Annotated in this window: 10 protein-coding genes; 3 read left to right on the top strand and 7 right to left on the bottom strand. The window is 60.0% G+C overall.

What is annotated here, in order from left to right; translation table 11 throughout:
- The first annotated feature begins 72 nt into the window (after positions 1 to 72).
- Together flbT and flaF are read left to right on the top strand one after the other, a co-directional pair.
- Positions 73 to 501, top strand: a complete 429-nt coding sequence (flbT, locus tag HPQ64_RS09920) for a flagellar biosynthesis repressor FlbT (RefSeq protein WP_172888178.1) — start codon at positions 73 to 75, stop codon at positions 499 to 501.
- Positions 449 to 823: a flagellar biosynthesis regulator FlaF gene (flaF, locus tag HPQ64_RS09915; RefSeq protein ID WP_172888177.1), complete on the top strand. Its 375-nt coding sequence runs from the start codon at positions 449 to 451 to the stop codon at positions 821 to 823. The genes flbT and flaF overlap by 53 nt, the downstream gene beginning before the upstream one ends.
- 147 nt (positions 824 to 970) lie before the next feature.
- Here the strand turns inward: flaF and HPQ64_RS09910 are convergent, their stop codons facing one another.
- The 4 genes from HPQ64_RS09910 to HPQ64_RS09895 form a co-directional block, all read right to left on the bottom strand.
- On the bottom strand, positions 971 to 2,539 hold the full coding sequence (locus HPQ64_RS09910; RefSeq protein WP_172888176.1) for a hypothetical protein: 1,569 nt from the start codon (positions 2,537 to 2,539) through the stop codon (positions 971 to 973).
- Positions 2,540 to 2,565: 26 nt separating this feature from the next.
- Positions 2,566 to 5,139, bottom strand: coding sequence for a flagellar hook-associated protein FlgK (flgK, locus tag HPQ64_RS09905; protein ID WP_172888175.1), 2,574 nt, complete (start codon positions 5,137 to 5,139; stop codon positions 2,566 to 2,568).
- Between the two features lie 85 nt (positions 5,140 to 5,224).
- Positions 5,225 to 6,928, bottom strand: a complete 1,704-nt coding sequence (locus HPQ64_RS09900) for a flagellar hook protein FlgE (RefSeq protein WP_172888174.1) — start codon at positions 6,926 to 6,928, stop codon at positions 5,225 to 5,227.
- Positions 6,929 to 7,158: 230 nt separating this feature from the next.
- Positions 7,159 to 7,746 (bottom strand): TetR/AcrR family transcriptional regulator, encoded by a 588-nt coding sequence (locus HPQ64_RS09895; protein ID WP_172888173.1) that lies wholly within the window; start codon positions 7,744 to 7,746, stop codon positions 7,159 to 7,161.
- A 183-nt stretch (positions 7,747 to 7,929) separates the two neighbouring features.
- On the opposite strand from HPQ64_RS09895, the gene HPQ64_RS09890 reads away from it, so the two are divergent.
- Positions 7,930 to 8,475 carry a carboxymuconolactone decarboxylase family protein gene (locus HPQ64_RS09890; protein WP_172888172.1) on the top strand — a complete coding sequence of 182 codons (546 nt, stop codon included), beginning with the start codon at positions 7,930 to 7,932 and terminating at the stop codon, positions 8,473 to 8,475.
- Positions 8,476 to 8,554: 79 nt separating this feature from the next.
- Here HPQ64_RS09890 and HPQ64_RS09885 read toward each other — a convergent pair whose 3' ends face one another.
- The 3 genes from HPQ64_RS09885 to HPQ64_RS09875 are packed head-to-tail and all read right to left on the bottom strand — an operon-like array spanning position 8,555 to position 12,295.
- Complete coding sequence (locus HPQ64_RS09885) at positions 8,555 to 9,730, bottom strand: vWA domain-containing protein (RefSeq protein WP_172888171.1); 1,176 nt, start codon at positions 9,728 to 9,730, stop codon at positions 8,555 to 8,557.
- A 31-nt stretch (positions 9,731 to 9,761) separates the two neighbouring features.
- On the bottom strand, positions 9,762 to 10,829 hold the full coding sequence (locus HPQ64_RS09880; protein ID WP_172888170.1) for a YcjF family protein: 1,068 nt from the start codon (positions 10,827 to 10,829) through the stop codon (positions 9,762 to 9,764).
- Positions 10,826 to 12,295: a YcjX family GTP-binding protein gene (locus tag HPQ64_RS09875; RefSeq protein WP_172888169.1), complete on the bottom strand. Its 1,470-nt coding sequence runs from the start codon at positions 12,293 to 12,295 to the stop codon at positions 10,826 to 10,828. Before HPQ64_RS09875 ends, HPQ64_RS09880 begins: the two co-directional genes overlap by 4 nt.
- Between the last annotated feature and the right edge of the window lie 65 nt (positions 12,296 to 12,360).

The raw sequence follows: 12,360 nt of genomic DNA, 5'->3' as shown, positions 1-12,360 counted from the left end.
GAATTTTCTGCCGCCTTTTATTTTATTCTTAGATTTAATTGACTTTTAAGCATAAAATGCTAGAAATTACCTATGGCATTGAAGATCGAACTCAAGCCGCAGGAGCGGATTATAATCGGTTCCACGGTGATCCGGAACGGTGATCACCGGGCATCTTTCTTCATCGAGGGTGAGGAACCGATCCTCCGCGAGAAGGACATCGTCACCGCAGATACGGCGACCACGCCTGCACGGCGCATCTATCTTGCCGTCCAGCTTATGTACCTCAACAAGGATATCCTGGCACACAAAGAGATTTATTTCGCTCTCGTCCGTGATTTCCTCGACGCGGCGCCAAGCGCGGCTGCGTATGTGGATGCCATAAATCAGCAAATCTTAACCGGCTCGCTCTACCATGCGTTGAAGCGTGCCAAGGATCTTGTCAAATACGAACAGGAGCTGATCGAGCATGCAAAATCTTGCAGCCTCGGCTTATCAGAAAACCAGTCAGAGCACAGTTAATCCGCGGGAGCTTGAGGCGCAGCTCTTAATGAAGGCCGCCGCGATGATCCAGAAGACTTTGGATTCATGGGATCAAGAGAATCCGGACGCCGGTAGTTTGCGCGATGCGCTCACCTACAACCGCCGCCTCTGGACGATCCTGTCAACGTCCGTGACAAGCGAGGACAACCCGCTGCCGAAGGACGTGAAGGAGAATGTGGGCGCGCTTGGCGCATTCATCCTCCGTCTTACCGTAGAGCTGATGATCGAGCCCAAGCCGGAGCGCGCCAGGACACTCGTTTCCATCAACCGCAACATCGCACAGGGGCTGCGCGGCGCATAACGCCGCCCCTCCTTTCGAAACGATCTCGCCGGCTTTCGAGCCGGCGTTTTCATTTCTCCCCCCAAGCATTTCATTCCCCGGCAGGGAAACGAAAACGGCCGGGGCACGTTGATGCCCCGGCCGTTTGTCGTTTCGTTTCGGGTTGGTTCAAAGGAAGTTGGACAAGGAAAGATCGGCGGCGATACGCGTCGTCTGGTAGCTTGCCTGCAGCACCGTCTGCACTCGCAGGAGTCTTGCTGCCACCTCTTCGCTGGAGATGCCTTCGATACCCGCCACCACGCCGTCGATCGTTGCATCGGCAATCCTGTGGCGGTCCTTCGCTGCTTTCGCAGCCGTTTGCGCTGCCGCGAACTCAATGTGGTTTTGACGAATGCCGGAGATACCGTCATCGCCCTGGCTCAGTGCCCCATTCAGGCGCTCGGCAAGTGCACTGTAGAAATCCTGATTGTCGGGTCGCTGGGCGGAAAAGTCGGCAGCCACGAACGCCGCCAGCGATTGCACGACCTCACGATAACCGCGCTCGTTCGCGCGCGCTCCATAGTCGACCCGCAGGTTTTCGTCGATCGTTCCCGACGTTGTTTGCCGGGCGGAATCCGGGCCGTTTTCGCCCTGATACCAGTTCACTGTATTGTTGACGTCGGTCGCGATCGTCGTCGCGTATTCAAACCCGCCCAGCCCCGGCTGGACGCGCCGCGGACCGAAGGAGCCATCGGGCCGCGGAGCGGTATCGAAGAAGTTTTCCGTAGCAACAACGGTGGATGCCGCCTTTAATTCGGTTCTCGCAACCGTCGCAATTGCCCGTTCCAGGGTCGCTTTGAAGTTGAGGGCGGTCTCATCCGCATCCGCGCCGATCTGGAACGTGAATTCCGGGTTGTCCTGCGTCTCGCCCTCGGCCCCGATGCGGATTTCGCGTTCGGTGCCATCCGGCAGGGTGAAGAACAGGCGGATCGTTTCGCCGGGCTCCGGCTGATTGGTAAAATCAAGCTCCACGGAACGGGGGCTAGCGCCTGGCGAGGAATAGTTGTCCGTGACGTCGACGTTGCTTAATCCCGACTGAACGTTCGTGAGCTTGAGGCCGAACGGATGCACTCCCGGTGCGGTATCTTCCGACAAGGTCACAGCCGAGCCTGTGAGGTCCGTTTCAAGCCGTCCAAGGTGGGCGCTCTCAAACCCCGGTCCAAGGTTCACCGCTGGGCCCAAATCTGCGGCGTTGTACTCTGCAATTACTTGCTTGAGACCGGCTTCATCCGCGTCACCTTCCAGAATGCGCTCCAGAATTGGAACCGGCGCCTTGTCCGACGCCCGGCCGGAGAACAGATACCGCCCGCCCACGTTCTGGTTCAGCTGCGCCAGGAAATCCCTCAACTGAATTTCTGCCGCTGTCTGGGATGAGGTTCTGCCATTTGCGAACAGTTCGAACCCGTTCGGGTCCACCGCCGCCTTTGAATCGATACGCAGATCCTCAAGGCGCGTGCTCGTCCGGTCCAGCACGCTGAGCCTCAAGTCCACGACGTCGATTGTGTCCTTGTAAACACCGATCTCGGATCGCTGCTGCTTGAGCGTCAGGTCCAGCCCGCTTTTGCCGCCCAACCCGCCATAGGTGTCGGCCCTTCTTTCCGTTGCAAGCTGCCTTTGCAGTTCATCGAATTGAGAACGCAAGTTCGTCAGATAGCTGTACTGCGGCGGCAGCGTATATGTCGAGTTGAATACGGTCATGGCAATTCCTTAAGCCTCCCCTGCCCTCAAATGCGGATCAGGGTTTCGAAAAGCTCCCTGACGGCCTGTAGAACACGGGCATTCGCCGCGTAGGAATTCTGGATCTGGATGAGCTGGCCCAGTTCCTCGTCGACGTCGACCTTCGCGGACGAATCGAAGCGTACCTTGAGGTTGTTGGTGGCGACTTCCTGCCCGGCCGCCGCGGCTTCCGCCTGGGCCGCGTTTCTCGCGTGGTAGGATACGGTCGTCGTCACGAAGTCGAGCGCCGAGCCCTTGAAAACCGCAGTGTTGGTGCCGACCTTGGCCGAGGTGGAAAAGGCGACCTTTGTGTCGTTCAGCTTGTCGAGCAGGGCCTGCGGCCTTGAAGGGTCGCCACTTGCGATCCCGTCGGCGTATTGGACGAGCAGGCCCGGATCGGCCACCAGTTCCTGGTTGACCTGAATTCGGCCTGCAAAACCGTCGATGGTCGAGCGTCCGTCGACAACGCCGGTATAGACGGCCCCATCCGTATCGGTGAAAAGCGACAACGCATCGGCGAACTCGCCCGGCCCGCCAACGGCGTAGTTCGTCGCCGCATTCTCGATACGGTGGTCGCGGGCGTCAGCCGCGAATATCCGCAGGCCGCTGGTCGGCGTGCCCCCGCTCTCGAGGTTCTCCGCCTGTAATGCTCCCGCGATACGTGGATCGTTGGTGAGCGCATCGTTGATCGCGGTGGAGATCGCGTCATAGTCGCCGCTTGAGAAGTCGATGCCGATGTAAATATCGTTCGGATCGCGCGTTCCCGTGATCGCCGGCTCTCCGGCCACATCGCTGCGGTAGATCGTGACGTTCTTCGAAAGGCCGGTGTTCAGGTCTTTGAACGAGAACGTGTAGTTGTCGCCGTTTTCCAGCGTATCCAGATCGAAATCGAAGCCGACCTGGTTGAAGACGGTGTAGCTCGTCTCCGTCCCGTCGCCGAAGCCCAGCGCTTGCAGCGTCGAGGCCGGTCCGCTGATCGTCAGCGGATCGGGATCGGTACCCGAGAAGATCAACTCGCCGCTGGCGTTGTCGGCGGTGACCGTTACATCGGAGACGCCAGCTCCGGTAAACGCGCTGTTGATATCAATCGCAGCGGCTTCGAGTGCCGTGGTACCGTCGAACGCCGTCGGATTATCAGGGTCGGAGGAAATGCCGAGCGCGGCGGAGGAAACAGTCCCGCTCGCCAGCGTGAAACTTCGCCCGTCGGAAGCCTCGATCGTCAGGCTTGAGCCGGTCCCCGTGACGGTAAAGACGCTGTTACCGCCCGCCAAATCGGTATTTAGCTTTGTCTGGAGATTTGTGAGTTGGGTGCCGACGGCGGTCGTGTCGAAATCGAAACTCGTCTGCGCGCCGTATTCGTCGGTGATGACAAGCGTCTCGCCATCGAAGGTGTCGATGAGAGCGTTGTCGTCAAAGTCGCCGCTGACGGTAAAACTGGACGGCACGACGGGCGCCGTTCCGAGTGCGGATTGGATGTCAACGCTCGTGCCATTGACCGTAATGGATTCATTGGCCGGCAGACCTCCCAGCGCCGTCAGGTTCGCCACGCCGGACAACACCGGTCGATAATCATCCGGCGGCACCTGGCTGGCCGGATAGGCCGTCGCGGGCTCTGTGTGGGTGCTGAGCGTTCGCGCCAGGTTCGCCGCCAGCTCGTCAAGCTGGCGTTGAGCGGCAACCAGCGTTTCGTCGCGGGCCTCCACAAGGGCTGCGATGGAGCCTGACTGAAACCCGCCGAGGCTCAAAACGTCATAACCCGGTCCCTGCCCGGTCGTGATGCGGATCGTGCCGACCCCGCGCTCTTCCGGGTCCTTGCTGTAGACCGACGTCGCGCCGATGGAGCCATGCGCATCGAATTCCAGTTCGAACACGTCGACGTCGTAAAGCGGCAAGCCGCCGGCGGTGTTGATCCGCAGGCCGCCGATTTCCGTCGGCTGGACGTTGACATCGATATAGCCGGAAAGCTGCGTCACCAGCCGGTCGCGCTCGTCCAGAAGCTCCACCGGGCTCGTGCCGGCGGACTGGCGCTCGACGATATCGGTATCGAGCTCCTTGATACGCTCGAGGATGACATTCACCTGATCGACGGAATCGGCGATCTCGTATTCGATGCTCTGGCGCTGGTCCTGGATCTGGCTCGAAAGCGAATTCAGCTTGGAGGCGAATTTCTCCGCTTCCTGGACCACGCCCAGGCGGCTTGGGTAGTCCTCAGGCGTCGAAACCAGGTTGGCGAGCGATGCGGAAAACGCATTTGCGGTGTTGGGCAGCGACCCCGGATCGTCGATCGTGCCGAAAAGATTGTCGAGATAGCGCGCGAAGTCCGCCGTGACGCTGGAATACTGCTGCTGGGAAAGCGACTGTTGATACTGGGCCTGTATCTGCTCGTTCAGCAAACGCGATGTTCCGTCGACCCGCGTGCCGATAACCTGCCCGTCGCCGCCGACCACGGCGGAGGTGTCGAGAACCTTGCGCGTATAGCCGACACGGTCGGCGTTCGCGATATTCGACGCCGTTACGTCGAGTTGCCGCTGGTTCACCCCCAAGCCGACCAGGGCGGTGTTCAGGGCGCTAATCAATCCCATTTTAGTACCCGCTTGCTAGAAATGAACGAAGAAGGCCCCCGGCGCTTAGGGTCCAACCCCTAATCCGCACCGGGAGCTTCATGGATTATCGAACGATGTTGATCGTCTCCTGCAGCAGTTCGTCGGCCGTGGTGATGATCCGCGTATTGGCGGAGTAGGCCTGCTGGGTGACGATCAGCTTGGAGAATTCGTCGGCGATTTCGACGTTTGAGCCTTCCACGGTCTGCCCGAGAATGGAGCCGCCGTTGCCGAAGACCGGCGGGCCGGATTCAGCGGTTTCCTCGAATACGCCGCCGTCACCGCGCGACAGGCTGTTTTCGCCCTGGAAGGTGACAACCGTGATTTCGTAAAGGTCGCGCTGGCGCCCGTTGGAATAGGTCGCGACCAGCCGCCCGGAATCGTTGATGGCGGTGTTCACCACCTCACCGGCGGGAAAGCCGTTCTGGCTGAAGCGGGTGGCGACATCGTCGGTATCGAACTGCGTTAGGCCGGTGGAGAAATCCAGCGTTATGTCGCCGAGGTTCGTCCCGTCGACGGTGAGGTTCGAAATCGTATGCTGGGCGTTGGACGGATAGGTTAGGTTGCCGTTGGCGTCGAACTGGAAATCGCCGGCCTTGGCCCAGATCTGTTCACCCGCCGCCTGCGGGTCAGAGTTGGTGTTGTAGTAAAGCGCCCAGGTGTCTTCGACAGCGGGAGTTGCAGCCGGAGTTGCTGGCACTGCACCGGTAAATCCTATCAATGATGCAACAGCAGCATCCGAACCCTCTACCGTGAAACGCTGTCCATCACTACGGCTTATATTTAGGCCAGTGCTGGTACGCGCGACCGTAAAACCCGCATTATTCAATTGGGTTTCAAGCGCAACTGCCTGCGTTGCAGTTCCATCGAATGTATAGGTAACTGTATCTCCGTTGTCGGCGGTAAGGGTAACCGAGTCAGTAGCGTCGAATGCACTAAGATCCGGCCCCGGAGTACCAGTCAAATCAGTACTACCCGAACCATAAATCGTCGATGCAAAGCCCGAATCCTGCGTCTTCGCCCAACGGTACTGAACATTCACGGGTTCGCCGATCGTCGTGTAGCCGGTGATGACCCCGCCGCCAACGGTCGATTCCAGGAACTGGGTCTGTTCGCCCAGGGTGATCGATTGTTTGCCGAGAGCCGTACCGGCGGTTATCGCCGGATTGTCGCTCGCCGCCCCGTCCGCCGGTTCGAAGAATGTAAGCGGCGTTTGTGAAACGTCGGGCGTTTTCGGCAGGTTGCCGGTCAGTGTGACGCGGCTTGTCGCAACCGCCGGGATCAGCGTGTTGTCGACCTGGATGATCTCCGGCACGCCGGCGGAAATATTTCCGGTTTCCGGATCGATCGGGCGTCCTTGCAGGTAATAGCCGGCTTTGTTCACGAGCCGGCCAGCGTTATCGAACTCGAAATCGCCTCGCCGGGTATAGAGATTGTTGCCGCCGAAGACCGGCTGGCCATCGCTGTCGCCAACCCTCTCCGCGACGACGAAATAACCCGGCCCGTCGATCGAGATGTAGGTATCTTCGTCATTGAACTGAAGCGGGTCGCCGGCAATATGGTTGGTCGTGCGCGATTGGGCGGTAACCGTGCCGGACCGCTGGCTGGTCGCCGACCCGGCAGCGCCGCCGACGAAATCCGAAAAAGACGTGTCGAGCCGCTTGAAGCCGTAAGTCGACGAGTTGGCGATATTGCCGGAAATATTCTCAAGCGCGAAAGACTGGGCCGTGAGGCCCGAAACCGCCGCGTTCAGCGCACCAAAAACACCCATTGGATCCTCCGATCAAGGACTGCAGAAAAACGGTGGAGTGCGCGCACTGCGTGAGTGACCGAACACCCCGTCGCCAATGGATGAGCAATCGCCATGCCAATTGAGGAACTGGCGGAATTTCATGGAAAACAAAGTGTTAAACGAAAGACGTGACAGACCGGTTTTGCCGATCCGGCAGTTTTTGACCCTGCACCCGGCAAAGATTTCCCGGAGTGGAAAGGTGCTCGGACTTAACCCTCATTCGATGCGATTGAAGCTATCGCTGCGTCAGCGGCACCTCGCAGGACGCTCTCCGGCATATCGCCCTTGATCAGCACCCTGAGGCCGAAATAGGCGGACATCAGCCCCGCCGCCTTTGACTTTCTGAGCCTCCTGTCGCCGGCGTAAGGCTGGCTTGTCGACAACACCTCCTCGAACGTTTCAAGCGCTGCTTCCAGCTGCCGGCGGACGAACTTGCGCGTCTCTTCGTCCAGTTGAGCCTGATCCGTGCAGGCATTGCAGAGGAAACAGCCCCGGCGATCGCCGGACGCGATCGCTCCCTCCACGATTTCGTCGAAGAGCGCACGGAAGCGGGCTTTAGCCGGCCCGGTTCCTTCGAGAGCCTTCAGCGCATTGCGAACCTCATGCGCCTCGTAGTGCTCGAGCGCGGCGAGGTACATTTGCCGCTTGTCTCCGAAAAGGCGATAAAGGCTCTGCTTTTTCAGGCCCGTCGCGCCCTCGATGTCCTGAAGTGACGTCCCCTCATAGCCAAGGCGCCAGAACGTTTGCTTGATCTTCAAGAGTGCGTCTTCGGGATCGAATGCTCTGGGGCGCGCCATCACGAATGCCTTCACGGATTGTTCAACGGACAGGCCGCTCCGCGATATTTACGGACCGGTCCGTAACATTATATGTAAGCGCGTCGCCGGCGGCAACACCCGGCGACGGAATGCACTTACCCACGCGAAAGCCGGGCGGGCCCCCAAGACCCCGCGCCGTCTGCAACATGAAGGTAATTATCAATGGCTCGTATTGCCCAGATCGCTGACGAAAACGCATCCGCCCCCGCCGCCGAGCTTTTCGGCGCGATCAAGAGCAAGGTCGGCATGGTGCCGAACCTTTACCGTGTGGTCGCGAACCAGCCGGCCGTCCTCGGCTCCTTCCTGCAGTTCAACGAAGGCCTGAACGGCGGCAGCTTCGACATCAAGACCCGCGAGGCGATCGCCCTGACCGTCGCCGGCGCCAACAAGTGCGACTACTGCGCTTCCGCTCACACGACGATCTCGACCGCCATGCTGAAGGTCGAGGCGGACGTCGCGGCCGATCACCTGCGCGGAAAATCGTCCGACCCGCGCCTCCAGGCGATCCTGACGCTGGCCGCCGCGATCGTCGACAAGCGCGGCTTCGCCGATGACGCCGATCTGGCCGCCGCCCGTGAAGCCGGCCTCAGCGATGCCGACATCGTCGAGATCATCGCCAATGTCGTCGCGAACATCTTCACGAACTACGTGAACCACGTCGCCCAGACCGACATCGATTTCCCGGTCGTCAAGACCGACGCGGCCTGATCCGGCAACGGATTTCTGAAAAACCTTCCAGGGACGGCGGAGAATTCTGCCGTCCCCTTTTTTCACCTTTCTCGCCGATTTAGCGGGCGAGCTCCTTCATCGCCTCTTCGAGACCCTCGAGCGTCAGCGGATACATCCGCTCGCCCATCAGTTCGCGGATCATCTGGATGGATTGCGTATAATCCCAGTGTTTATCGCGAACTGGATTGAGCCACACGGTTTTCGGATAGAGTTCGGCCACCCGCTTTAGCCAGGTCGCTCCCGCCTCTTCGTTCCAATGCTCCACAGAACCGCCGGGATAGGCGATTTCATAGGGGCTCATCGAAGCGTCTCCTACAAAGACGATCTTGTAATCATGCGGATACTTGTGCAGAACATCCCATGTCGGAATGCGCTGCGAATGCCGGCGATGGTTTTCCTTCCACACGAATTCATAAAGGCAATTGTGAAAGTAGAAATGCTCCATCACCTTGAATTCGCTGCGCGCTGCCGAAAATAACTCTTCGCAAATGCGGATGTGGTCGTCCATCGAGCCGCCAATATCGAGAAAAAGAAGAACTTTTACCGTATTCCTGCGCTCCGGCCGCATCTTGATGTCGAGTAGACCCTTGTGCGCGGTCGACCGGATCGTATTGTCGAGGTCAAGCTCCTCGGCGGCACCTTCGCGCGCGAACTTGCGAAGTCTTTTCAAGGCCACCTTGATATTGCGCGTTCCCAGCTCGACGGTATCGTCCAGATCCTTGAATTCCCTTTTATCCCAAACCTTTACCGCCCGCCGGTGCCGGCTTTCGTCCTGGCCGATGCGGACGCCTTCCGGGTTGTAGCCATAGGCCCCGAAAGGCGAGGTTCCGGCCGTCCCGATCCACTTGGAACCGCCCTGGTGCCTGCCTTTTTGCTCTTCCAGACGCTTTTTCAGCGTCTCCATCAGCTTGTCCCAGCCGCCCAGCGCCTCGATTTCGACCTTTTCTTCCTCGCTCAAATGTTTTTCGGCCAGTTTCCTCAGCCATTCTTCCGGGATTTCCGCCGTCTCGACCTCGTTCATCAGGTCAAGCCCCTTGAAAACATGGCCGAAAACGCGGTCGAACTTGTCAAGGTTGCTCTCGTCCTTCACCAGGCTCGCGCGGGCGAGATAATAAAAATCCTCCACCCGCCGCTCGGCAAGATCGGCGTCAAGCGCGCGCATAAGCGTCAGATATTCGCGCAACGACACCGGCAGACCGGCGGATTTCAGCGCTTCGAAGAAGGTAATGAACATCTGCGCAAACTATCCCGGCTTGCCCCTGCCCTCAAGCTTCCTTACCGCCGGCTTGCTCCACTTCCTCAAGCAAGGCCTTTGCTTCCGGGTCTGACCTGAAAAGTTCCGCCGTGACGTCGGAAACGGAGGGGCCGCGCCCGCTGACGAAGGGCGCCGGGCGGCAGACGTCTATCGCGGCGATGCCGATACGCGCGGTCAAAAGCCCGTTTACGACACCTTCACCGAGGCGCGCCGAGAGCTTTGCCGCAAGGCCGTGACCAAGCAGCTGCGAAACCAGACTGTCTCCCGCCGCCATCCCGCCGGTGACGGCCAGATGCATCACCACTTTTCGGAAAAGCCGCAGGAAGCCGAGGAATCCGGGGCGTCCGCCATAAAGATCGGACAGACGGCGGATGAGCCGGAAATTCTCGTAAAGCACCATGAGAAGATCGACGAGGGCGCGCGGCGAGACCGCGGTAACGACGGAAACGCGCTTGGCGCTATCCGTCACGATACGCTTTGCCCGTCGGTCCAGAGGGGACAGCAAATCGCGCTCGGCCAGGGTGATGAGATCGCGCCCATCGATCACCTCGCGCATGTGCTCCCTTAGCCGCCTGCGGCCCGCCGCCGTTTCGGGACGGACCTTATAGAGCTGGATGAGCTCCATGAGCCCCCGTCTCGCTCGCTTCTCGTCATCATCTTGCGCGGCCCCGGCAAGCGTCATGCGAAGCTCGTCAATCCGCCTGAGCCGGAGGAGGCCCGCTATTTCTCGCAGGACAAGACCGAAAAGCCCTAACGCCACCATTCCGGCGAGTACAACTCCGGCCCAGCCAAGCCAGTCGTTTCGCGTGAAAAGATCGCGGATCAGCGCATCTATCGCCAGACCGAAACCGAGCGACAAAAGCCCCCCCGCTCCGACGGCAAAAATCTTGCCCCATCCGAACCGCCGTCCCTCACCCGCTTTCGGCCCGGCTTCTTCCGGAGATCCGGCCACAGGGGCTCTGTCGCGAGCCAATGGCTCCGGCTCTTCCACCTTCGCATGAACGCGCCTGTCGTCGACGCGAAACGCGGCCGGCTTGCGGCTACGCTTGCGAAAACCGCCATTCTCGGGGTCGGTCATGAAAGGCGATCTCCGAGCACGAATTGCAAGGCCCGGTCCAGACGAATGTGCGGCAGCGAGAGGGAGATGCCCTCCGCCGTGCGTTCGAGCTTGGGCGGGCGAAACCGGACGAAGCGGACGTCCGGCCTGGAGGTTACATCTTCCGTGAACAGCTCGTCCGGATTGTCCGGCAGGTCGCCCGGAAACAGGGCAATCTCGGTTTCGCCGTCGTAGGTCTCGCCATCGACGATCTCGTCAGGCAAAGGCGTGCCGAGGATTGCCGGAAGCGCGTCGCCGTTCGCCTTCACGCTCGCCTCGCGGGTAGCGCGTACGGCGGCGATTGCCATAACGTCGACCTCCGCGCCGTGAAATTTCGCGTGGCGGGCGCCCCTTTCGACAAGACGCTCCAGAATATTTTCAAGCCGGTCGTGATCTACCCGGTTCAGGTGATCGGCCTTCGTCGCGGCGAAAAGAATGCGGTCTATCCGGCGCGACAGTACGGAAAAAAGCCAGGAAGCACGTCCCGGACGGAAGGCGGTCAGGATCTCGCCCAGCGCCGTTTCGAGGTCGCCAACGGCGGATGGACCGGCATTCAGCGCATGCAACGCGTCCACGAGCACGATCTGCCGGTCGAGACGCGCGAAATGATCGCGGAAAAACGGTCTCACCACATGAGTCTTGTAGGCTTCGAACCGCCTTTCCATCATCGCGGCGAGCGAGCCGGAACGAAACGGGGCGGCATTTTCTCCAAGATCGAGCGGCGCGAATGTCAGCGCCGGCGACCCTTCCAGATCGCCCGGCATGAGGAAGCGGCCGGGCGGCAACATGGACAATGAGTGCTCATCAGCCCGACAGGCCGCGAGATAGCGCTTATAGGCGGCTGAAAGCTCCCGCGCGGAACTCTCCAGCGCATCGGCCGCGGGATCGGCACCGGCGAGCAGGCCGAGATAATCTTCCGCGAGTTTGCGCCGGTTTTCCTTCGTCGCGGTAGCGAGGGCATCTCGCGAAAATTCCCTGTAATCCTTGTCGAGAAGCGGCAGGTCGAGCAGCCACTCGCCAGGATAGTCGACAATATCGAGGTGCAGACGCCCGCGCCCGAAGGTACGTGCGAAAAACTCCGCCGATTCATATTCGATCGTCAAGCGAAGCTCGGAAACCTGGCGCGTCGATTCCGGCCAGACGCGATTTTCGACGAGTGCCGCCACATGGGCCTCGACATCGAAGCGCGGAACATCATCGTCCGGTTGCGGCTCCAGCATCGCATTCGCAAGCCTTCCAGACGAAACCGCGTCGAAAAGCGGTAGGCGCCCACCGTGCATCAGATTATGGATCAGCGCGGTGATGAAAACCGTCTTGCCCGAACGCGCAAGCCCCGTGACGCCAAGACGCACCGTCGGTACGGCAAGGTCGGTCGCGAACTCGCTCAGATTGTCGATCGCATAGCGGGCTTCGTCTGCGACACGGGCAAGGAACGGGCGGCGGGCCAAAGGCTTACTCTGTCAGATGATATCGATATTCGATGTAGGATGCCGCAGGAGTACCCGCAAGCGGG

The organism is Hongsoonwoonella zoysiae (assembly GCF_013266695.1).
Lineage (GTDB): Bacteria > Pseudomonadota > Alphaproteobacteria > Rhizobiales > Stappiaceae > Hongsoonwoonella > Hongsoonwoonella zoysiae.
The sequence above is the reverse complement of the archived record's forward strand: the minus strand, read 5'-3'. Positions and strand labels throughout refer to the sequence as shown.